The sequence below is a fragment of the Flavobacterium amniphilum genome (assembly GCF_023634845.1).
Lineage (GTDB): Bacteria > Bacteroidota > Bacteroidia > Flavobacteriales > Flavobacteriaceae > Flavobacterium > Flavobacterium amniphilum.
The window spans coordinates 14812-38526 of record NZ_JAMLJL010000021.1; the positions used below are offsets into that span (position 1 = coordinate 14812).

The window sequence follows — 23715 nt, forward strand, 5'->3', positions numbered from 1 at the left end:
ACTCGAATTAATAAGTAATCAGTTCCGAAAAACTCGGAACCGATTACTGAAAATTTATTTATTCTTCTAATCTGATGTCTAAACCAAGACCTTTCAATTCATGCATCAATACATTGAATGATTCAGGTAATCCCGGTTCCGGCATAGTTTCACCCTTAACGATTGCTTCGTAAGTTTTAGCTCTACCAATTACGTCGTCAGACTTCACGGTTAAGATTTCACGTAGTGTACTTGATGCACCGTATGCTTCAAGTGCCCAAACCTCCATCTCTCCGAAACGCTGACCTCCGAATTGTGCCTTACCTCCTAATGGTTGTTGAGTAATCAACGAGTAAGGACCAATAGAACGTGCGTGCATTTTATCATCAACCATGTGTCCTAATTTCAACATGTAGATCACACCCACAGTAGCCGGTTGGTGGAAACGCTCTCCGGTACCTCCGTCATATAAATACGTATGACCGAATCTTGGTACACCAGCTTCATCCGTTAAGGCATTAATTTGATCAAGAGAAGCACCGTCGAAAATTGGCGTTGCATACTTTCTTCCTAATTTTTTACCTGCCCATCCAAGAACTGTTTCATAAATCTGACCGATGTTCATACGTGAAGGTACCCCTAGTGGATTCAATACGATATCTACCGGTGTTCCATCCTCAAGGAATGGCATATCTTCCTGACGAACGATACGTGCAACGATACCTTTGTTACCGTGACGTCCCGCCATTTTATCACCCACTTTCAGTTTACGTTTCTTAGCGATATAAACTTTAGCCAGTTTCAAGATACCTGATGGTAACTCATCCCCAACTGTGATTGTGAATTTCTCACGACGTAACGCCCCCTGAAGGTCATTTAATTTAATTTTATAGTTGTGAATTAAATCATTAACCATTGCATTTGTTTCGTCATCGGCTACCCATTGACCTTTAGTCAAGTGAGCGAAATCTTCCACAGCCTGTAACATCTTTTTAGAGTACTTCTTACCTTTTGGCAATACTTCTTCCCCTAAATCGTTCATTACACCTTGCGAAGTTTTTCCGTCAACGATTACAAACAACTTATCGATTAATCTGTCTTTTAATTCAACAAATTTAGTTTCGAATTCCATTTCAAGAGCAGCCAATTCGTCTTTGTCCTGAGAACGTTTACGTTTGTCTTTTACAGCTCTTGAGAATAATTTTTTATCTAAAACCACACCGTGTAATGAAGGAGAAGCTTTCAATGAAGCATCTTTCACATCACCCGCTTTATCACCGAAGATAGCTCTTAATAACTTTTCTTCAGGAGTTGGATCTGATTCTCCTTTAGGTGTAATTTTACCGATTAGAATGTCACCAGGTTTAACCTCGGCACCAATTCTGATCATACCGTTTTCATCTAAATCTTTAGTAGCTTCTTCCGAAACGTTAGGAATATCATTCGTTAATTCTTCGTTACCTAATTTAGTATCACGAACTTCCAACGAATAGTCATCAATGTGAATTGATGTAAAGATATCGTCACGAACTACTTTTTCAGAAATTACGATCGCATCCTCGAAGTTGTAACCTTTCCAAGGCATGAACGCCACCTGTAAGTTTCTTCCAAGTGCCAATTCTCCGTTTTGCGTAGCATAACCTTCACAAAGTACTTGTCCTTTAGTTACTTTATCACCTTTTCTTACGATTGGTTTTAAGTTGATAGACGTACTTTGGTTGGTTTTTCTGAATTTAATAAGGTTGTATGATTTCTCATCTGTATCGAAGCTTACCGCTCTTTCCGCATCAGTTCTTTCATACTTGATAGTAATCATGTTAGCATCAACGTATTCAACGGTTCCGTTTCCTTCAGCGTTGATTAATACACGTGAATCAGAAGCAACCTGACGCTCTAATCCGGTACCAACAATTGGAGATTCAGGACGTAATAATGGTACGGCCTGACGCATCATGTTTGATCCCATCAACGCACGGTTCGCATCATCATGCTCCAAGAAAGGAATCAATGAAGCCGAGATAGAAGCGATCTGATTCGGTGCAACGTCAGTATAGTGAACCACATGCGGGTCAACAACCGGGAAGTCACCTTCTTCACGGGCAATTACTTTATCAGCAGTAATTTTACCTTCAGCATCCATTTCAATGTTTGCCTGAGCAATCATTTTACCTTCTTCTTCTTCAGCGCTTAAGTAAATAGGTTCTGAAACTAAATCTACCTGACCGTTAGTTACTTTACGGTAAGGAGTTTCGATGAATCCCATTCCGTTAACTTTAGCATATACCCCAAGAGATGAAATCAAACCAATGTTTGGTCCCTCAGGAGTTTCAATCGGACATAAACGTCCGTAGTGCGTATAGTGAACGTCACGAACCTCGAAACCTGCTCTTTCTCTGGATAAACCTCCAGGTCCAAGTGCTGATAGACGACGTTTGTGAGTAATCTCAGCTAATGGATTCGTTTGATCCATGAATTGAGATAGCTGGTTCGTACCGAAGAAAGAGTTAATCACAGAAGATAGAGTCTTCGCGTTGATCAAATCGATAGGCGTGAACACCTCGTTATCACGAACGTTCATACGCTCACGGATAGTACGGGCCATACGAGCCAAACCAACACCGAACTGAGCAGACAATTGTTCACCTACAGTTCTAACACGACGGTTAGATAAGTGGTCAATATCATCGATTTCAGCTTTAGAGTTGATTAACTCGATTAAATATTTTACGATAGTAATGATATCTTCTTTAGTAAGCACCTGCTTATCCATTGGAATATCAAGACCTAATTTTTTGTTCATTCTGTAACGACCTACATCACCTAAGTTGTAACGTTGATCTGAGAAGAATAACTTATCGATAATACCACGAGCTGTTTCTTCATCAGGCGGTTCAGCATTACGTAACTGACGGTAGATGTGTTCTACTGCTTCTTTTTCAGAGTTAGTAGGGTCTTTTTGTAATGTATTGTGGATAATTGAGTAATCAGCCGCATTCAAATCTTCTTTATGCAATAAGATTGATTTTACGTTTGATTCAACAATTTCTTCTACGTTGTCTTTATCAAGAATCGTATCACGATCTAAGATGATTTCGTTACGCTCGATAGATACTACTTCTCCTGTATCCTCGTCAACGAAATCCTCATGCCACGTATTTAAAACACGTGCCGCTAATTTTCTTCCGACATATTTCTTCAAACCTGATTTAGAAACTTTAATTTCTTCAGCAAGGTCAAAGATTTCCAAAATATCTTTATCTCTTTCGAAACCGATTGCACGGAAAAGTGTGGTTACCGGTAATTTTTTCTTTCTATCGATATAAGCGTACATTACACTGTTGATATCGGTAGCGAATTCAATCCATGATCCTTTGAAAGGGATAACACGGGCAGAATACAATTTAGTTCCATTTGCGTGGAATGACTGTCCAAAGAACACACCCGGTGAACGGTGTAACTGAGATACTACAACACGCTCGGCTCCGTTGATTACGAAAGTACCGCTTGGCGTCATGTAAGGAATTGTACCTAAGTATACATCTTGCACAATTGTTTCGAAATCTTCATGCTCAGGATCTGTACAGTATAATTTCAAACGCGCTTTTAACGGCACACTATACGTAAGTCCTCTGTCTATACATTCTTCGATTGTGTAACGAGGTGGGTCAACAAAGTAATCAAGAAATTCTAAAACGAATTGATTACGAGTGTCAGTGATTGGGAAATTTTCCATGAAGGTGTTGTATAAACCTTCATTACCTCTTTCGTCAGATTTGGTTTCCAATTGGAAGAAATCTTTGAACGACTTAACCTGAACATCCAAGAAATCCGGATAGTTAGGAATATTTTTTGTTGAGGCAAAATTCAATCTTTCAGTCTGATTTAATATCATCATGGACAAAATTTTGATTAAAAAAAAGTAATTTTTGTGTTAAACACATTAATTAATAAAACAATTTTACTTCTTTTTATAACCAACACATCTCTAAAAAATAAAATGAAGTAAGGCTTTATTTTTGTCTTCGTGTTGATTTAAAAACTTTCGGTTTCCAAATTATCTCTATAAAAATTTCGATAATTTTATTAAACGAAAAATGGTTTAGGCTTTGAGTTGAGCACTCAAAAGCCTAAACCTGTATTCTAAACTATGTTAGCTTATTTAAGCTCAACAACAGCTCCAGCCTCTTCTAAAGCTTTCTTAAGACCTTCAGCCTCATCTTTAGAAACTGCTTCTTTAACGTTTGTTGGAGCAGCATCAACTAAATCTTTAGCTTCTTTAAGACCTAAACCAGTTAATTCTTTAACCGCTTTAACAACTCCTAATTTAGAAGCACCAGCATCTTTCAATACTACTGTGAACTCAGTTTGCTCAGCAGCAGCAGCTTCACCACCACCTGCAGCAACTACTACAGCAGCAGCAGCTGGTTCGATACCGTAATCGTCTTTTAATATTGTAGCTAACTCGTTAACTTCTTTTACTGTTAAGTTAACTAATTGTTCTGCGAATTGTTTCAAATCTGCCATTTTTTCTATCTTTTAAAATGATTTGTAATTATATAATTTATTTGTGCGCAATTTATTCAGCAGCTTCACCTTTAGTTTCAGCATTGTTTAATAATGCAGAAATAATACGTTGAGCCGGAGATTGAAGTAATCCGATGATTTCTCCGATAACTTCCTCTTTAGATTTAAGTGAAGCTAACGATTCTAATAGATTATCTCCAATATAGATTTCGTCATTAATGAAAGCACCTTTTAAAACTGGTTTTTCACCTTTTTTACGAAATTCTTTAATAATTTTTGCAGGAGCATTTGCTATGTCAGCAATCATGATTGAAGTGTTCCCTTTTAAAGTAGATGGTAATTCACCAAATTCTTTATCTGAAGCTTCCATTGCTTTTGCAAGCAAAGTATTTTTAACAACTTCCAATTTGATTCCTGCTTTGAAGCAAGCTCTTCTTAAATTTGAAGTAGTATCTGCATTTAAACCAGAAATATCTGCAAGGTATACGATATTTGCTCCAGCTAATTGTGCAGTTAAATCTCCAATAGCGATTGATTTTTCTTCTCTTGTCATATCAAAAATTTTTAACTACCAATTATACAGCTTTAGGATCTAAAGCGATAGCCGGGCTCATAGTACTTGATAAGTGAATAGACTTAATGTAAGTACCTTTTGCAGCAGTTGGTTTTAATTTAATTAATGTTTGAATAATTTCGTGCGCGTTTTCTTGGATTTTTTGAGCATCAAAAGATATTCTTCCAATTCCAGCGTGAACGATACCAGTTTTATCAACTTTAAAGTCGATTTTCCCAGATTTCACCTCTTCTACTGCCTTACCAATTTCCATAGTAACAGTACCAGTTTTAGGGTTTGGCATTAAACCACGAGGTCCTAAAATACGACCTAACGGACCTAATTTACCCATAACTGCAGGCATAGTAACGATAACGTCAACATCTGTCCAACCGTCTTTAATTTTTTGTAAATAGTCATCTAATCCAACGTGATCAGCACCAGCAGCTTTAGCTTCAGCCTCTTTATCCGGCGTAACTAATGCTAATACTCTCATGTCTTTACCAGTTCCGTGCGGTAATGAAACCACACCTCTAACCATTTGATTCGCTTTACGAGGATCAACTCCTAATTTAACAGCGATATCAACTGATTCATCAAATTTTGCAGTAGCAACTTCTTTGATTAATGCAGAAGCATCTTTTAAAGAATACAATTTATTCTTTTCAATTTTAGAAGCAGCAACTTTTTGCTTTTTCGTTAATTTTGCCATTTTCTCTTAATTTAAAGGAGAATCTCCAGTTACAGTTATACCCATAGATCTAGCTGTTCCAGCAATCATGCTCATCGCTTTTTCAATAGTGAATGCATTTAAATCAGGCATTTTATCTTCAGCGATAGTCTTAATCTGATCCCAAGTCACACTAGCAACTTTTTTACGATTAGGCTCTCCTGATCCTGATTTTAATTTTGCAGCCTCTAATAATTGAATAGCAGCAGGTGGAGTTTTTACAACAAAATCAAACGATTTGTCTTTATACACAGTAATTTGTACTGGTAAAACTTTGCCAGGTTTATCTTGCGTTCTAGCATTGAACTGCTTACAGAACTCCATGATGTTAACCCCAGCAGCTCCCAAAGCAGGTCCAACCGGTGGCGATGGGTTCGCAGCACCTCCCTTTACTTGTAGTTTAACTACTTTACTAACTTCTTTAGCCATTGTTTAAAAATTTAGCACATCTATCAATTGGAAGCGATTGATGTGAGTTATATGTAACAAAAATTTATACTTTTTCAACTTGCATAAAACTCAATTCTAATGGAGTTTTTCTTCCGAAAATCTTAACCATCACCTCAAGCTTACGCTTTTCTTCATTAATTTTCTCAACCGTTCCATTGAAACCATTGAAAGGTCCATCTGTCACCTTAACAGTTTCGCCTAATGCATAAGGAATCGCTCCATGATCAACCGTAGTTGCCAATTCATCCACCTTACCTAACATACGGTTCACCTCAGATAAACGCAAAGGCACAGGATCCCCTCCTTTAACTTCACCCAAGAAACCAATTACACCCGTAATCGATTTGATGATGTGAGGAATTTCACCTGTCAAATTAGCTTCTATCATTACATAACCAGGAAAATACACCTTATCCTTGCTGATTTTTTTCCCATCACGCACAGTAACCACCTTTTCAGTAGGCACCAATACTTGTGAGATATAGTCAGCCATTCCAACACGGTTAATTTCCTGCTCAATATAAGCCTTAACCTTATTCTCCTGACCACTAACAGCTCTTACAACATACCATTTTTTCACACTAGCTTCAGCCATAACAAAAAATTATCCTTTAATCCAGTTAAAAAAAACAGTTAACATTTTTCCAAAAGCAGTATCAATACCCCATGTAACTAACGCAAAAATCACGGAAAAAACCGCAACTACAATAGTAAGTTTTTGCACTTCTTCCCATGTTGGCCAAGTTACATTTGATTTTAACTCTTCAAAAGCTTCTGATATGTAATTAGTAACTTTATTCATCCTATTTTATTTTTGCACGGGCGGAGGGATTCGAACCCCCATCAACGGTTTTGGAGACCGCTATTCTACCCTTGAACTACGCCCGTATGTTAAAATTAGCGTCGTCGTGCAACGACGCTAATTATTATTTATGAATTGTAATTATTCTACAATTTCAGTTACCTGACCAGCACCAACTGTTCTACCACCTTCACGGATAGCGAAACGTAAACCTACGTTCAATGCAATTGGAGACAACAAAGTAACATCGATAGTTAAGTTATCACCTGGCATAACCATCTCAACTCCTGCAGGTAAAGAAATAGTACCTGTTACGTCAGTTGTACGTACGTAAAACTGTGGACGGTAGTTGTTATGGAATGGAGTGTGACGACCACCTTCTTCTTTTTTCAAGATATAAACCTCAGCTTTGAATTTAGCGTGTGGCTTAACTGATCCTGGCTTACAAATAACCATACCACGACGGATAGATTCTTTATCAACACCTCTCAACAATAAACCTACGTTATCTCCAGCCTCACCTCTATCTAAGATTTTACGGAACATCTCAACTCCAGTAATAGTTGAAGTTAACTTGTCAGCACCCATACCGATGATTTCAACTGGATCTCCAGTATTAGCAACACCTGTTTCGATACGACCTGTAGCAACTGTACCACGACCTGTAATTGTGAATACGTCCTCAACTGGCATCAAGAATGGCTTTTCGTTATCACGAACCGGCTCTTCAATCCAGCTATCAACAGCTTCCATCAATTCAATGATTTTAGGAACCCAGTTTGGATCGTTGTTTAATCCTCCTAAAGCAGAACCTTGAACAACAGGACCATTATCTCCATCATATTCATAGAAAGACAACAAATCTCTGATTTCCATCTCTACTAATTCTAATAACTCAGCATCGTCAACCATATCCACTTTATTCATGAATACAACGATACGAGGAATACCTACCTGACGTCCTAAAAGGATGTGCTCACGAGTTTGTGGCATTGGTCCATCAGTAGCAGCAACTACTAAGATAGCACCGTCCATCTGAGCAGCACCAGTAACCATGTTCTTAACGTAATCCGCGTGACCTGGACAGTCAACGTGAGCGTAGTGACGGTTAGCTGTTTCATACTCTACGTGAGATGTATTAATTGTAATACCTCTTTCTTTCTCCTCAGGAGCGTTATCGATTTGATCAAACGATTTTGCTTGACAGTAACCAGCATCAGATAATACTTTAGTGATTGCTGCAGTCAAAGTAGTTTTTCCGTGATCTACGTGTCCGATAGTACCGATATTTAAGTGCGGTTTCGAACGATTAAAACTTTCTTTTGCCATTTTACTTAATTTTTAATCTTAGTTATATATTAGTGTTCAAAAATTTCAACTAATTTGAGCCAATGACGGGAATTGAACCCGTGACCTCTTCCTTACCAAGGAAGCACTCTACCCCTGAGCTACACCGGCCTATCCCGCAAAGCTTTCACTCTACAAAACTTTTAAAACAAAAAGCCTTAAAAGTTAGTGGGGAGAGCAGGATTCGAACCTGCGAAGGTTTCCCAACGGATTTACAGTCCGTCCTCGTTGGCCGCTTGAGTATCTCCCCTAACCTTAAAACAATATTTCAAAAACTCATTTTAATTTTAACTAATTAAAAGTGAGCAATTTGAGCCGATGGAGGGACTCGAACCCACGACCTGCTGATTACAAATCAGCTGCTCTAGCCAGCTGAGCTACACCGGCGACTCATTAAAAAAGTCCGCTATTTCTAACGGACTGCAAATGTATGTATTATTTTTATTAATCAAAACTTTTTTCGGAAAATTTTATTTAGGCGTGCGCTCTTAACTTTTCTTTTCGCTTAACAAGCAATCTTTCTTGGGCTTCAATAGACAAATCAACTCCTTCTTCAAAAGTTTTACAGGTCTTTTTTACTATAAATTCATCTCCCGGAACAATCAGTTTCAACTCTACTATCTTATTTTCTTTTTCACTCGTCTGTTCGACTTTCAAAAAAACATCTGCTGAAACAATCCTATCATAAAACTTCTCTAACTTACCCACTCTTTCATCAATAAAATCGATCAATTTCTTGTCAATGTTGAAATTAACTGCATGAACATTTACCTTCATAATACTAAATTTTTGGTTAAACATTATAAAGAATCATTTTTGGTTTCGGGGATGCGCACTTTGGTATACATTTTTAAGTTCAGTCAAACTCGAATGGGTATAAACCTGGGTAGACGCAAGACTTGAATGCCCCAACAATTCTTTAATTGAATTCAGGTCGGCGCCATGATTAAGCATATGGGTCGCAAACGTGTGTCTTAACATATGCGGACTCCTCTTTACTTTCTCAGACACATTACTAAAGTAATCATTTATTAATCGATACACAAACGTTTCATTCAATTTATTTCCATTGGACAATAAAAATAAAAAATCCGCATCTACTATCGATTTTAATACTTTTCTTTCATCTAAATACAACTTCAACTGATCAATCATCAACGGAAGCAAGGGAACAATACGCTCTTTTTGACGTTTTCCCAAAACCTTGATCTGACCACCCGACAAATCAACATTTTTTAACTGCAAACCAATCAATTCAGAACGGCGTATTCCGGTTGAATAAAACATCTCAATCACTAATTTATCACGAACACCATCAAACCCCTCCTTATAAACAACATGAGTTAGCACATTATCCAATTCATCTTCCGAAAAGGGAATTTGAACTTTCTTCGGTGTTTTCAAGGCTTTATGCTTAGACAACGGACTCACCTCTATCTGCTTGGTTTTCAGTAAAAATTTATAAAATGATTTGAGCGAAGACATTTTCCGATTCACAGAAGAATTAGAAACACCTGCATCAACCATAAACACAATCCAACTACGCACAAGCGTATACGAGACTTCTTCCAAAGCCGTTTTATCAAAATTACCATCAAGAAATTGTTGGAAAAATTCCAAATCTTTCCCATAAGCCAAGGCCGTATGAACCGAATAATTCTTCTCTTTTAGTAAGTAATCCTGAAATTTTTGGAGATTATTATGCATAAAAAAATCGTTAGTATAAAAGTACAAAACTTCTACAACTAACGATTTTATATTATCAGAAAATTAACTACTAACTTTCTAAGCTATCTCTTAATCCTTGGATATATTGAGCTTTTTGGATTTGCGCTCTTCTTGTAACAGAAGGTTTAGTAAAAGCCTGACGACTTCTCAACTGTCTTACAACTCCAGTTTTATCGAATTTACGTTTGTAACGCTTAAGCGCTCTGTCGATATTTTCTCCGTCTTTAATTGGTATAATTAACATAATCTAGACACCTCCTCTCATTTACGGGTGCAAACTTATGAAATTATTTTGATTTAAAACCCATTATGATAAATTTTTATTTACACATATTTCCGCACATCAATACCAGAATAATCTCCCTTCCAATTCCCTACTTTTTATTCCCACAAAAATTAATTAACTTTATTACAATCAAATCATTACAAAATGAAAAGTTACATCGTAAAAATTCTTCAGTCGGTTTATATTACACATGACGTTAAATGTTTTATCGTAGAAAAACCTGAAAATTATGATTTCATTCCGGGACAGGCAACCGAAGTTGCTGTTAACTTACCCGGCTGGGAGGATAAATTAAGACCTTTTACTTTTACCAATTTAAGAGAACAAAAACATTTGGAATTCATGATTAAAATTTATCGTGATCATGAAGGAGTAACTAATCTGTTGGGAAAAACAAATGCAGGTGCCGAACTGATTATTCATGAACCATTTGGAGCCATCCAGTTTAAAGAACCCGGCGTTTTTATTGCCGCAGGTGCCGGAATAACCCCTTTTTTGTCAATTTTCAGGGATTTGTACCGAAAAAACCAACTATACGGTAACACATTAATCTACACCAATAAAACCTCAGACGATGTCATCATGGATATAGAACTACGCAAATTATTAAAAAATAATTACCTTAAAGTATTTACACGGGAAAATGTCATTGGATTTGCAGGGAAACGAATTGACCGCAACTTCCTGATTGACAACATTGCTGATTTTGGACAGCACTTTTACGTTTGTGGGCCTGATGATTTTGTAAAGAATACTACCAAAAATCTTTCTGAACTCGGTGTCACTTCTGATTTTTTAATTATAGAAGAATAATTTTAATTTCTTTTTATTACAATTCTCTGAAAAACAGCCAATAAAAATATAATAAACAATATCGGAATGGCAAAAATCACCAATCCAGCCAAACCAATTCCGCATCTTATTCCGGCATCTGAATCAAAAACCATCAATAGGAAAAACAAGACAAATGCCAATCCTATTTCAAGTAACAAACACTGGCAAGTCAGTATAAAATGGCTTTTTTCAAGCCAACCAGAAGCAGACTTAACTCCATATTTCATTTGCAGATAAACCGGAATCAATAATATTACAATAACAACAAATACAATCATATCATTAAAAAAGCCAGACAATTATACAATCGCCTGGCCAGTTTTACCATTTATTATTTAACTCCTTTACTTTTTTACTGCCGGTTGGTAATCTTTGTTATCAATTATCATTTTCGACAAAATTTCTTTTAAAATTTCAGAAGTACCGCCTCCAATTGGCCCTAAACGGCTATCGCGTAATAAACGCGCTAACGGATACTCTTCCATATAACCATAACCACCTAACATCTGTAAACAGTCATAAATTACCTGATCAGCAACTTTAGTTGATTTCAATTTAGCCATTGTAGCTTCTTTCACCACATACTCACCACCGTTCAATCTTGCGGTAGCGACATAATTAAACAATTTACAGTGTTCAACTTCTGTCGCATGTTCAACCATAGTATGGCGCAAAGCCTGGAATGTATTAATCTTGCTTCCGAAAGCTTCACGTTGTGACATATATTCAAGCGTATAATCAATTGCATATTCAGCTCTTGCATGCGCATTAATAGCCATAATCAAACGTTCCAAAGCAAAATGTTGCATGATATAAGGAAAACCTTTTCCTTCTTCTCCCATCAAGTTTTCAACCGGTATCTCTACATTATCAAATGCTATTTCAGCCGTATCTGATGCTCTCCAACCCAACTTATCAAGTTTAGTAGCCGATATACCGCTTAATTTGGCATCAACTAAGAACATACTGATTCCTTTATTCCCGATATCCGGAGTGGTTTTAGCTGCAACTACATAGTAATCGGCATAAACTCCGTTGGTAATAAAAGTTTTAGAACCATTAATTACATATTTATCACCTTTCTTTACTGCCGTTGTGCGCATTCCTGCGACATCACTTCCTCCAAAAGGCTCAGTAATACACAAAGCACCAATTTTCTCTCCTGCAATACTGGGTGCTAAATATTCTTGTTTAATACGCTCATCACCTTCGGCATTTAAATGCGTCATTGCCAGATAACCATGCGCCCACATTGCGGCAGCAAATCCTGACGATTTAATTTTCTGAAGTTCTTCCAGAAAAACAACCGTGTAAAACAAATCCAGATTTGAACCTCCATAGGCTTCAGGATATATCAGGCCAAAGAAGCCCATTTCACCAAATTTCTTCCAGATAAAACGTTCTATACTTCCTGTTTTTTCCCACTTTTCGATATGCGGAACAACTTCTTTATGTAAAAAATCGCGAAAACTCTCTCTAAACAATTGATGGTCTTCGGTAAAATAAATTGAATTCATGGTTTTTTCCTATTCTAAGTACGTTGTATTATTTAAAGTCCAAATATAACGCAATAATTTTGACTTTTTCAATTGGAAAGCCTTTAATTTTTGTCAATTCTTCAATCGATTTAATTCCGTTATTCATACTGCGATAGGTCACAATTTCTTTGGCCAAAGCATACCTGAAATATGGAAACTTGCTTAAATTTTTAACCGACTCATTATTAATATCAATTTTTACAATATCAGGAACTGTCACAATCTTAAAATGTTTATTAAGTTCTGAAACAACTTCCGGCGACAATCCCCAGACATCTTCCAACTGGTCCATACTTACAAATCCGCCTAAAGTTTCTTTCTGCTTCAGTATCCGATCAGAAATTGCGTCACCGATACCGTAAATAGCCATCAATTCTTCTTTTGTTGCCTGATTAATATCTATTACGGTTATTTTCTTTTCTTTCTTTTCAAAAATTTGATATTCATTTTTTTGATAGTTAAAATTCTTTCTGTTTTTCACCCAGTCCGGAAATTTAAAATAAGGCGAAACAACTGCAAGTAAAGAATCAGACACTTTGGTCACGGCCTGGAACTCTTCTGCAGAATTAACATACTTGCCTGTTTCCCTGAAAGCAAGCAATCTGTCAATTTCAGCAACACTCATCCCTAATTTATTACCTTTATAATCGGTTATAAAATTTGGATTAAAGGAATAGATCTTTTTTACCGGTTTTGCCGATACCTTCTTTAAGGAATCTACTTCGGTTTGCATTGAAAGCCATTCTTCCTCTTGAACAGTAACAACTTTTTCAGACGAAAAATCAACAAAACAATACACTAACTGAAAAGCAATAATCAAACCGGCCAGAATAACCAGACCGATTCGTTGCTCTCTGTTAAAACGGAGATATGTATTGAAATTCATTTATTATAGGTCGAAAACAGACGATCTTTTGGCACGGACCAAATCTTTCAGTTTAATAATAAAACCAATCGTCAGATACACTCCAAACCACAATCCTGCAGTCACAAAAGATATATATATAAAGAAAAGGCGAACATTATTCGTTCTCATTCCTAACTTTTCAGCTAAACGTGAGGCAATGTGAAAACCCTGTTCTTCGAAGTAATATTTTAATTTTAGAACAAAAGACATATTTTTTATTGTTTAGTGATGTGTAAAGCTACACTATTTTTTAATTTTTTAAAAGTTCAATTCCAACAGCGCATTCCAAACACCTGTTTTTATCACAGTAAACATTTTTGAGCTGTAATAAAGACTGTGTCTCAAAAGCATTAACCGCTTCAATTCCGAATTCTTTAAACTTATTGATAATAGAATTACTCTCTGGCGCTATCTTTTGCAAAATATTGATATGCTCTTCGGAAATATCTTTCCCCAAAAACAAATCATAGGCAAATTTGAACGGGATCACTGTATTTATAATAAGTAAATCAACGAAAGATTTCGAAAGTGTTTTGTCTTTCAACTTGGAAGACTTCTCAAAATTATAATGCAGTTCCCAATAACTTGACACAGAAACATCAAACAAAGCATAAAACTCAGGTAACGTTTTAATTGTAATAATCTTTGAAAAGAGATTACGGTGACGGTGATACAACATAGCCAACTGTCCCAAACGTATTGTTGGAAAATTATCCGGACGTAATCGGAAGAATTCAATCGGAGGATGGACATTTTTCTCTAATTGATATTTAATAGACAAATAATCATGTAAATCTTTCAGCTCCTTCACATAATTATCCTGCGATTCTGAAGTAAGAAATCCGGCCTGACCAAAGAAAAGAGCCTCCAAATACTGCACGTCAAACGATTCTTTCCTAATCACCGAAAAGGGAATTGAGCAGGCAATTCTATAAAATGGCTCACCATTCACATTTAACCCAAAATTTTTAGCCAATAAACAAAAAAAAGTAGCTTCCCAATCATTGTTACTTTCCTTCAACAAGGCATTTATGGGCTCAACTTTACGTTCAAGACGTTCAAAGAACAAACGTTCATTCCAATTTTGCATCAAAAACTGTGGAATCGTTTTAATTTCGTTTTCACAATTGACCCATGATTTCCGGGCTTGCAATTTTTGATAATCGCGGATTAAATCAGGAGAAACAAAATGACAAATTTCCAAAACAGGTATTTCAGAATTATCTTTTCTAAAGACACCTGCATCATGTTTCCACACAACATGCAAGATGACATTATCATAATGCTGATCTCGTTCATGGTGATGCAAATACCAGTCGGAAGACTTGAGATGAATTTCAACATTCCCGGCCCATTTCTGGTCATCTAAAATTATTCTTGCGTTAAAAAAGTCGGGACCAGACTGCCGGAGTGAATTCCCGGTATCTAAAATTTGAAGTAATTCTCCCTGAACAGTTCTCAGTCCGGAGAAGGCAAATTTCTTGTATTGCCATACGTAGTGCAAAAAATCTTCTTTCATAATGTGGCGTATAAAAAACTAAATGGCTTATAATCAAATCAAAAATAGGTCAAAAAAGAAAAACCTCCAAACTTTTTACAGTCTGGAGGTCTTTATAATGTATTCAAAGCGCTTACTTAATCGAATTGATAATATCATGTTTTGTTATGATATGATACTTATTATTGCCTAAATCAACTAAAACCGCTTGATTGTCTTTATTGATCAGTTTAGAAACTTCTTCTACAGAAGTCCCTAATTTCACAATCGGAAAAGGCGCTCCCATTACCTCACGGATTGGTCTTTCTGCAGTGTTTTTATCATCAATATAACTTTGGAACAAATCTGATTCATCAACAGAACCTACAAATCCGTTTATGTCAACAACTGGTATTTGGGAAATTTTATATTTACGCATACGCTCAATTGCATGTGAAACCAATTCTTCAGTGCGCACAGTAATTAAAGGCTTATCAATATGCTCTTTGATTAAATCTTCTGCTTTTGTGATATCCTCATCCAGGAAACCTCTTTCACGCATCCAATCATCATTGAACATTTTTCCAACATAACGGCTTCCTGAATCATGGAATAAAACCACTACCACATCATCTTTCGTAAAATGCTCTTTCAGCTGGATTAAGCCTTTCACGGCAGCACCGGCAGAATTACCAACAAAAATACCTTCTTCCAAAGCTATTTTACGGGTATAAACAGCAGCATCCTTATCAGTAACTTTTGTAAATCCGTCGATTAATGAAAAATCAACATTTTTAGGTAAAATATCTTCTCCGATACCCTCTGTTATATAAGTATAAATTTCGTTCTCGTCAAAAATCCCTGTTTCATGGTATTTTTTGAAAACCGAACCGTAAGTATCAATTCCCCAGATTTTAATATTTGGATTTTTCTCTTTTAAATATTTAGCCACACCCGAAATTGTACCTCCGGTTCCTACACCAACCACAAAGTGTGTGATTTTACCTTCTGTCTGTTCCCAGATTTCGGGGCCGGTTTGCTCATAATGGGCAACTGCATTACTTGGATTATCATATTGGTTTACGTACCAGGAATTAGGTGTTTCTTCAGCCAGTCTTTTTGAAACTGAATAATATGAACGCGGATCAGTTGGTTCCACATCAGTAGGACAAACCACAACTTTAGCTCCAACTGCACGAAGGATATCACATTTTTCTTTTGATTGTTTATCAGAGATTACACAAATCAGCTTATAGCCTTTAACGATTGCTCCTAAAGCTAATCCCATTCCTGTATTTCCCGATGTTCCTTCAATAATGGTTCCTCCCGGTTTTAAACGTCCGTCTGCTTCTGCATCTTCAATCATTTTTACAGCCATACGGTCTTTTACCGAATTTCCGGGATTGAACGTTTCCACTTTTGCCAAAACAAGTGCATCCACTTCAGCCGTGACTTTGTTTAATTGTACCAATGGTGTATTCCCAATGGTTTCCAATATGTTTTTTGCGTATTGCATTTTAATTGTTTTTTGTTGGTACAAAGGTAGAAAATAGAAATTGAATTTTGAAATTAAGGTTAACTTGCGTGAGGGATCAGAGCGGCATCCTTTTAATCCGGGTTTGCTGGGCAAACCCGGATTAAAAGATACAGCGTAGAGCCCGACCCTTGTGGTCACGCCAAAAAAATAATGATATGATTTATTGGAAGAAATTCCAAACCAATCCGAAACGGATCACAAAATCTTTATACGGGTAATTAGGTGCCGAATAGAATTTATTCCCGGTAAAGCTTGAATTAAGATGCTCCGCTTTCAAAAAAATACGGGTTTGACGCACACGGGCATTCACAAAGAAATCAATTAAAGGAAAATCTCCAATCTTCTCAGTATCCTGAACATAAAATTCGGAAATCAAAGGATTGTAAGCATTCGCATTGTATTTTGAAAAATACTGGAATGTAAATCCTGTTTGCAGAAATAAAGCTTTTTTAAATAACTTATCTGTATAATATAACGTGTTTCGTGTAACAAACTTAGGCACATTTAATATTGCCGCTTCTTGTTCTGTCTGCTGGAATAGAAAGGTATTATCTATGGCAAATTTTCCGAATTTGAATTCTTTTTGTGCTTTTACAGAAAAATAATTAATTGTTTCACCGTACTGTTTCGGCGTAACAAGGATTTTCTCACCAGTTACATCATCATTACTAAAATACAAATGATCGTTGAGTGTTGTCAATTGAACCTCCACGGTTAACCATTGTGTTTTAGCACTAACTTTCAGATTATTTATTTTTTCATTTTTAAAGCTATTATACCAGTTATAATTAATGAAATCACTTTGATACAATATATAATTCAAATCAGGAACTTTGCTCAAATTTTGATACATTGCAGTAAATGAGTTTTTATCATCAAACTCGTATCGTGCAAACAACTCTAATTTGGAGAATGTTTGATTTGAAATTGCTTTAGAAAACAAACCATAACCTTTAATTTTATTTTTGTCATAAAAATATTTGCCCCCAAAAGCATTCAGGTTATTGTGAATCGAATTGGGAATTACAACCTGATCATCGGATAAAGAGTAACGGTCATAAAAATAATTGTATTGATAGTTCTCGATAAACACATTAAACTTCCCAATAGTTGAATTTGAAAAAGTAGCACCTAAACGGTTATACATATCATTTGACTTTGTATAGTCACTATAATTTGACGAAACATAGGCATCTCCAAATTTTTCAGTTTCAGTTGTCATTCTGAAATCGTACGATTTAGTTTCGTAGTTAAACTGGTGATCCAACAAAACTGTATTAGCTAAATCGTTTTTATTGATTCGGAAGGTGTGATCGACAAAATAGCGTTTAGATTTAAAAATAGACGAAGCATCATCAAAATTAACTTCCAATCTTGAACGCTGTTGGAATTCGGGATCACCCGATTCAAAATCGGCTTTATTCTGCAAACCTCCATTTTCATTATTAAGAAAGTCCTGTCCTGCAAAATGCAAGTTGGCAACATATCTTTTACTTGTTGTGGAATAACTCGTAGTAAAAATAAAATTCCCATTACTTGAAAGAGAATTGATGTATTTCCCCAAAGACCTTAAACCTTTGTAACCAATAGACATATTAAGGTTTTTAGAAGTATTCAGGGTAATAAAAGCATCAACACTTTGTCCCTGTTCCAATGTTGTTTTAAAATAAAGTTCGGTTAGAGGAGTTGCCACAGAATAATATTTCATATCCTCAACAGTATAATAATTAAAGTATTTGGCCTTAAAACCAAAATTAGGTCTTACATCAAAACGGTTCAACCCGAAATCAAGAGTATTATAAGTTTGCCCATCATTGTTAAACGGCAATACTCCAAAATTATCTTTTCTGAGGTAATTGAATTTATAATCTGATTTAATCGTCAGTGAAGTATCTACAAAAACAGTATCCTTTTCCAGCGAAAAGATTTTATACATATTATGAGCTGCTTTTGGCAGTGTGCTCACTTTCCCACGCAACGATCTCCTGACGGTATCTTTTTGGATAGGCAATTCATCATCTTGTGCGAAACCACAAAACGACATAAAAAACAGAGAAATAATAAGAAGTTTCTTCATCAATGCAAAAATACACAAATGAAGTTAAAATAAAAGCATAAAAAAACTCCCGCAAATGCGGGAGTTTCTATTATATATTCTACAAAAATTAGTTTTGTAAGAAGTATGGTGTTGTAGGACCATTAGTGAAGATATCATTTAATGTAAGCACCGGAACATTTCCACTGTTAGTAGAGTACTCTCTAGAAGGATAAATCATTCTGAAAGGTCTTGTAGTTCTAGATGTTACAGGTTGCGGTAAAGGTAATACCGGGTAACCAGTTCTTAAATGATCTAAATAAGGCTCAATACCATGCCAGTTAGCTAAAGCTAAATACTTTTGAGTCATGATTGCACTGATTTTATCAGTAGAACCAGTCCATCCTAAACCGTTTTTAGTATCGATAGCTGCGATATAAGTTACAGGATTCAATGTAGTGAAAGAAGTTACTGTACCCCAGTTTCTGCTATAGAAATTGAATGAAGCAGTAATACCAGCATTAAATGAACCTTGAGCAGTACCAGCACCAGTTAAGTAACCTCTTTGAATAGCCTCAGCTTTCAAGAAGTGAGCTTCAGCAGCTTGCATCAAATATGCATCACGGATTGAAGCATTGTTGTCAGCATCATGAGCATCAGCACCAACTCTACCGAAGTAGAAAGAAGCAAATCTTGAAATAGTAGTACTAGGGAATACACCTTGTACATTTCCAACAACTTGACCTCCAACTAATGCGAACATTCTAGATCTACGTGGATCAACAAGACCAGTAGTGATATTAGCATCATTCATAGTACCGTTAACTAAACGAGCTACGAAATCTCCAGCAGCCTGAGCTCTGTTAGCAGATGTAAATGCATCTAAACCATCGTTTAATCCCCAAGTTTCGAAAATTGGGTTTCTCTTAGATACAGAGATGTTAAATCCAGGGTTGTAAGCTACATCTTCAGTGATGAAATCAGGATTAGCACTTAATCCAGCAAATCTTGTATTTCTTAAAGTTACTAAAGCAGGATCAGTAGTTTTAGATAAACGTAAAGCTAATTTAAGCTCAACAGTGTTTAATAACTGATTCCATTTAGCAAGATCTCCGTGGAATACAACATCTTCAGTACCTAAAGCAATAACATCAGGGTTTGAAGTATTAAGGAATGTTCTTGCTTCATCGATTTCAGCAAATAAAGCAGGGATGATAGTTTTATCATCATCATAAGCAGGAGCAGAAACATCATCTCTGAATGCTTGTGAATAAGGAACGTCTCCATATAATGCAGTTACGTAATCCATACCTAATACTTTGAAAATCTTAGCGATACCAAAGTGATATTCATAGTTAGGGAATTTTTCTTCCTTATCAAGGATATCCTGAGCATTATCAGTTAATAAGTAAGTTGTATTGAACAACCCATTATAACTGCTACTGTTAAAGTTATAATCGTAAGCAGGATCATTAGATGTAAATCCAGTGTTTAATCCCCAGATATAAGCCATTCTGTTTCCGAAATCAGATACTGTAGTGTTTTGGTGGTTACCGTAGTTCACTAAAACACCAGCCAACATTTGCTTAGGGTTAAGGCTTTCAAAGTCAGGTCTGTTTTGCTGATCCTCATTCACGTCAAGATAATCTTCACATGAAAAAAGGGTGAATACAGCAAGTGCAGATAAAAATATTTTTTTCATAGAGTACTAATTAAAAATTAAAATGACGCATTGATAGAGAAACCTACAGTTCTAGTAGAAGGATATTGTGCATCACCAATAAATCCTAAACCATTTCTAGACGTGTTTGTTAAAGTTCCTTGAGCAGTTCTACCAGCAACAGAGTTACTAGTGTTAACTTGGCTACTAGCTTCTGGATCAGAATATCCACGGTTGTTATCAGCTAACCAAACGAATGGATTTCTAGCATTCACACTCAATTTGAATGAAGTCAAACCAGCTTTTTCAATCATTTTCTTAGGTAAAGAGTAGCTTAAAGCAATCTCTCTGATTTTCAAAGCAGTTGCATCTACTAAGTTGAACCAACCTAATTGAGAAGCTTGTCCGAAATAATCCTGAGTACGGTTAGCAACACCAGTTGAAGTATAGAAACCACCTGTTAATACAGAAGTGTTATCGATATACTGACCTGGGTTTCCTGGATCAGCGATAGATGAGTTAGGCATTAAGAAACCAACGTTTCTGTCAAAGTTACCAGACTCTACTAAGTGACCATTCCAAGTTAAGTTGTATTTAGTTTGAGAGATAAAGCTGTGACCAGTTCTGTAATCCATAGTGAATGATAAACCGATTCCTTTGTACTCAAAGCTATTTGTTAAACCTAAAATGTAATCAGGAGTAGCTTTTGCTAAGTTTTTGAAAGTAGCGTCAACAGTTGGACGTCCTTCAGCGTTTAAGATAATTCTTCCTTGATCATCTCTCATCCAGTCTGTACCAGTGATGTAAGGGAAAGATTGTCCTTCAACTGCAGAGATATCGAAATCAACATTTGAGTTACCTCCGTTGAATAATACAACTTTGTTAGAATCTCCAGCATCTACAACTTTAGTATCGTTAGTAGTGTAAGAAAGTCTTGTATTCCATTTGAAATTATCAGTATTGTATGGCATGAAAGCTAAGTCTACTTCTAAACCTTTAGCTTCTAACTCTCCATTATTACCTTTCATAGTATTCAAACCTGTAGTACTACTTACAGTTACATCAGTAATCAAATCAGTAGTGTTAGTTTGATAAGCTGAAACGTCTAAGTTAACTCTGTCTCTGAATAAACCTAAGTTAATACCAGCTTCATATGTAGTATATTTCTCTGGTTTGATGTTAGGATCAGTGATAGCTGTTAAGTTATTGTAAGAGTTACCAGTATCAGGGTAAGCAAAGTCAGCAGCAATAGCAGCAAGAGATAAGATATCGTAAGCAGCTACCGGATCTAATGAACCTACTTGAGTATAGTTAGCAAACACTTTTAAGTTACTAACAACTTTGTTGTCTTTTAAACCATCAAATGCTTTTGTAGGTACAAATGAAACACCCGCAGATGGATAGAAATAGAATTGGTTTCCTTTAGCAGCAACACTGTTACCTTCGTAACGTGCAGTAGCATTCAAGAATAAATAATCTTCATAGTTCAAATCAAAGTTAGCAAAACCAGCGATAGTTTTAGTAATGATTTTTCTGTTAACCAATAAAGATGGGTTCTCAGGAAACAATACGTTAGAAATGTGGTAGAAACCAGGAATATCTAAGTTGAAACCTCCTTGAGATCTTCTTTCAGTTAAAGTATACTGCATGTTTTGACCAATATTAGCTTTGAAACCAACTTTATCAGTTAAGTCATAGTTCATATTGAACAATAAGTCACCATAGTAGTAAGAAGAGTTCAAGTTACTTTGGAAGTAGTTACCTGTACTTGAGAAATCAGCTAAAGCTTCAGCTGGTCCGATTACTTGGTCAGCGTGAGACTCTTGAGAGTTGTTTCTGAACTGGTAAGATCCAGTATAAGAAACTGACATGTTTTTGTTTAACTCGTATGCAGCATTGATACCAGCATTCACATAGTTATCAGTGTTGAATAATCTGTTAGTTTTCTTAGCTAACCATGGGTTTTGGTAGTAACCATTCCATCCATAAACACCTCTATCTTTAAACAATTCGATAGGCACGTTAGATGCAGTTTGCAATAAGTTAGTTAATAACGTATAATCTGCACGGCTAGTCTGAGCATTAACGTCAGCTTGCTTAGTTCTTGTATTAGTTAAAGTAAAAGTACCTCCAACTGTTAATTTACCAGCTTTTTTACCAGCGTTTAAAACTATAGTATTACGGTTTAAGTTATCACCTTCTAAGATGAAATCTCTTCTTAAGTTACCAATGTTTAAGTTCACGAATCCGTCAGCACCACCAGCGTTAACGTTGATGTTGTTTTGATAGATCTGACCTTGTTGGTAGAATTTTTTGATTTCGTCGTTTCCACGAGCACTGTAAGGAGCTTCAACAGAAGTACCATCAGGGTTAGGAATACCTACTGCACGGATAGATCCGTCAAATAATTCTCCCCATCCACCATTTTCTTGTGGATCCCAAGCACCGTACCATCCTTGTCCGTAAGACTGTTGTCTTTCAGGAATGAAGTTGATTTCTTCAAAATCTACAGCTGAATTAACTGCAACTGTAAATTTATCATCTTTAGCACCTTTTTTAGTTGTTACAACAACAACCCCTTGTTTACCTTGAGAACCGTATAAAGCAGCTCCTTGAGCACCTTTTAATACAGTTACGTTTTGGATAACATCAGCAGGTAAAGAAGCCATAACATCAGCAGTAGAGATAACGTTATCAATTACAACTAAAGCCTCTGTATTACCAGTTAAAGACAACATTGAACGAACACGGATTGAGTTTCCACCACCTACACCATTAGATGTACCGTTGATAGTAACCCCAGAAACCTTACCTACTAACGCTCTTACAGCATCAGGGTTGTTAGCCGCTTTTAAGTCTTCGTTATTAACAGTTGAATAAGATGATGTTACTGCAGATTTTTTCTTTTTAATACCTACAGCTCCAATAACTACCTCTTTCAATTGTTGAGTGTTATCACTTAAAACAGTATTAATAACGTTAGAAGCACCAACTGTCTTCACAACATCATTCATACCCATAAAAGAGTAAACTAATTTTTCACCCTCTTTTGCTTTGATAGTATAGCTACCATCAAAATTTGTTTGTACCCCACGAGTTGTCCCTTGCACAACAACGTTCGCACCTGGAATTGGCCCTGTTGCATCAGATACCGTTCCAGTAATAGTTTTCTCTTGAGCAAAAGAAAACTGCATTGTAAACGCCATTAAAAGCGTAAAAATCCATTTGAACTTTGATCTCATATTATTTTTATTTGAGTTAGTTATTCCGCAAACTTCTTAATTATTTCTTAAACTACCAAATAATACTTCGGAATATTACTATTTAT

General features: G+C 36.1%; 21 protein-coding genes and 4 tRNA genes. 2 read left to right on the forward strand and 23 right to left on the reverse strand.

Going from position 1 to position 23715, the window contains the following annotated elements:
• Window positions 1-58: 58 nt before the first annotated feature.
• The 15 genes from rpoB to rpsU form a co-directional block, all read right to left on the reverse strand.
• Window positions 59-3871, reverse strand: coding sequence for a DNA-directed RNA polymerase subunit beta (gene rpoB, locus NAT51_RS17455; protein ID WP_250601060.1), 3813 nt, complete (start codon window positions 3869-3871; stop codon window positions 59-61).
• Between the two features lie 263 nt (window positions 3872-4134).
• A complete protein-coding gene (gene rplL / locus NAT51_RS17460; protein WP_250601011.1) occupies window positions 4135-4503 on the reverse strand; it encodes a 50S ribosomal protein L7/L12 in 369 nt (122 codons plus the stop codon).
• A gap of 52 nt (window positions 4504-4555) precedes the next feature.
• Window positions 4556-5056, reverse strand: a complete 501-nt coding sequence (gene rplJ / locus NAT51_RS17465; protein ID WP_073309948.1) for a 50S ribosomal protein L10 — start codon at window positions 5054-5056, stop codon at window positions 4556-4558.
• 22 nt (window positions 5057-5078) lie between these two features.
• Window positions 5079-5768 carry a 50S ribosomal protein L1 gene (gene rplA / locus NAT51_RS17470; RefSeq protein WP_250601013.1) on the reverse strand — a complete coding sequence of 230 codons (690 nt, stop codon included), beginning with the start codon at window positions 5766-5768 and terminating at the stop codon, window positions 5079-5081.
• A 6-nt stretch (window positions 5769-5774) separates the two neighbouring features.
• Window positions 5775-6215, reverse strand: a complete 441-nt coding sequence (rplK, locus tag NAT51_RS17475) for a 50S ribosomal protein L11 (RefSeq protein WP_250601015.1) — start codon at window positions 6213-6215, stop codon at window positions 5775-5777.
• Window positions 6216-6279: 64 nt separating this feature from the next.
• Window positions 6280-6831, reverse strand: coding sequence for a transcription termination/antitermination protein NusG (gene nusG / locus NAT51_RS17480; RefSeq protein WP_250601017.1), 552 nt, complete (start codon window positions 6829-6831; stop codon window positions 6280-6282).
• A gap of 9 nt (window positions 6832-6840) precedes the next feature.
• Entirely contained in the window at window positions 6841-7038 is a 198-nt protein-coding gene (gene secE, locus NAT51_RS17485) for a preprotein translocase subunit SecE (RefSeq protein ID WP_250601019.1), read from the reverse strand.
• A 15-nt stretch (window positions 7039-7053) separates the two neighbouring features.
• Window positions 7054-7124, reverse strand: a tRNA-Trp gene (locus NAT51_RS17490).
• Between the two features lie 55 nt (window positions 7125-7179).
• A complete protein-coding gene (tuf, locus tag NAT51_RS17495; RefSeq protein ID WP_250601021.1) occupies window positions 7180-8367 on the reverse strand; it encodes an elongation factor Tu in 1188 nt (395 codons plus the stop codon).
• A 57-nt stretch (window positions 8368-8424) separates the two neighbouring features.
• Window positions 8425-8496: transfer RNA gene (locus NAT51_RS17500), tRNA-Thr, on the reverse strand.
• Window positions 8497-8554: 58 nt separating this feature from the next.
• Window positions 8555-8635, reverse strand: a tRNA-Tyr gene (locus NAT51_RS17505).
• Between the two features lie 63 nt (window positions 8636-8698).
• A tRNA-Thr gene (locus NAT51_RS17510) sits at window positions 8699-8772 on the reverse strand.
• Between the two features lie 87 nt (window positions 8773-8859).
• On the reverse strand, window positions 8860-9162 hold the full coding sequence (gene hpf / locus NAT51_RS17515; RefSeq protein WP_250601023.1) for a ribosome hibernation-promoting factor, HPF/YfiA family: 303 nt from the start codon (window positions 9160-9162) through the stop codon (window positions 8860-8862).
• Window positions 9163-9195: 33 nt separating this feature from the next.
• Window positions 9196-10092: a tyrosine-type recombinase/integrase gene (locus NAT51_RS17520; protein ID WP_250601024.1), complete on the reverse strand. Its 897-nt coding sequence runs from the start codon at window positions 10090-10092 to the stop codon at window positions 9196-9198.
• Window positions 10093-10162: 70 nt separating this feature from the next.
• Window positions 10163-10357 (reverse strand): 30S ribosomal protein S21, encoded by a 195-nt coding sequence (rpsU, locus tag NAT51_RS17525; protein ID WP_250601025.1) that lies wholly within the window; start codon window positions 10355-10357, stop codon window positions 10163-10165.
• 186 nt (window positions 10358-10543) lie between these two features.
• Between rpsU and NAT51_RS17530 the strand changes: the two genes are divergently transcribed.
• Together NAT51_RS17530 and NAT51_RS17535 are read left to right on the forward strand one after the other, a co-directional pair.
• Entirely contained in the window at window positions 10544-11212 is a 669-nt protein-coding gene (locus NAT51_RS17530; RefSeq protein WP_250601026.1) for an FAD-binding oxidoreductase, read from the forward strand.
• Window positions 11213-11278: 66 nt separating this feature from the next.
• Window positions 11279-11470, forward strand: coding sequence for a hypothetical protein (locus NAT51_RS17535; RefSeq protein ID WP_250601027.1), 192 nt, complete (start codon window positions 11279-11281; stop codon window positions 11468-11470).
• A gap of 107 nt (window positions 11471-11577) precedes the next feature.
• Here the strand turns inward: NAT51_RS17535 and NAT51_RS17540 are convergent, their stop codons facing one another.
• The 8 genes from NAT51_RS17540 to NAT51_RS17575 form a co-directional block, all read right to left on the reverse strand.
• Window positions 11578-12750 carry an acyl-CoA dehydrogenase family protein gene (locus NAT51_RS17540; protein WP_250601028.1) on the reverse strand — a complete coding sequence of 391 codons (1173 nt, stop codon included), beginning with the start codon at window positions 12748-12750 and terminating at the stop codon, window positions 11578-11580.
• 28 nt (window positions 12751-12778) lie between these two features.
• Window positions 12779-13657 carry a ComEA family DNA-binding protein gene (locus NAT51_RS17545; protein WP_250601029.1) on the reverse strand — a complete coding sequence of 293 codons (879 nt, stop codon included), beginning with the start codon at window positions 13655-13657 and terminating at the stop codon, window positions 12779-12781.
• A gap of 3 nt (window positions 13658-13660) precedes the next feature.
• Window positions 13661-13888: a PspC domain-containing protein gene (locus tag NAT51_RS17550; protein WP_250601030.1), complete on the reverse strand. Its 228-nt coding sequence runs from the start codon at window positions 13886-13888 to the stop codon at window positions 13661-13663.
• Between the two features lie 40 nt (window positions 13889-13928).
• Window positions 13929-15197 carry a DUF2851 family protein gene (locus NAT51_RS17555; RefSeq protein ID WP_250601031.1) on the reverse strand — a complete coding sequence of 423 codons (1269 nt, stop codon included), beginning with the start codon at window positions 15195-15197 and terminating at the stop codon, window positions 13929-13931.
• A 112-nt stretch (window positions 15198-15309) separates the two neighbouring features.
• Window positions 15310-16671 carry a pyridoxal-phosphate dependent enzyme gene (locus NAT51_RS17560; RefSeq protein ID WP_250601032.1) on the reverse strand — a complete coding sequence of 454 codons (1362 nt, stop codon included), beginning with the start codon at window positions 16669-16671 and terminating at the stop codon, window positions 15310-15312.
• Between the two features lie 181 nt (window positions 16672-16852).
• On the reverse strand, window positions 16853-18769 hold the full coding sequence (locus tag NAT51_RS17565; protein ID WP_250601033.1) for a putative porin: 1917 nt from the start codon (window positions 18767-18769) through the stop codon (window positions 16853-16855).
• Between the two features lie 88 nt (window positions 18770-18857).
• Window positions 18858-20429, reverse strand: coding sequence for a SusD/RagB family nutrient-binding outer membrane lipoprotein (locus NAT51_RS17570; protein ID WP_250601034.1), 1572 nt, complete (start codon window positions 20427-20429; stop codon window positions 18858-18860).
• 17 nt (window positions 20430-20446) lie between these two features.
• Window positions 20447-23629, reverse strand: a complete 3183-nt coding sequence (locus NAT51_RS17575; RefSeq protein ID WP_250601035.1) for a SusC/RagA family TonB-linked outer membrane protein — start codon at window positions 23627-23629, stop codon at window positions 20447-20449.
• Between the last annotated feature and the right edge of the window lie 86 nt (window positions 23630-23715).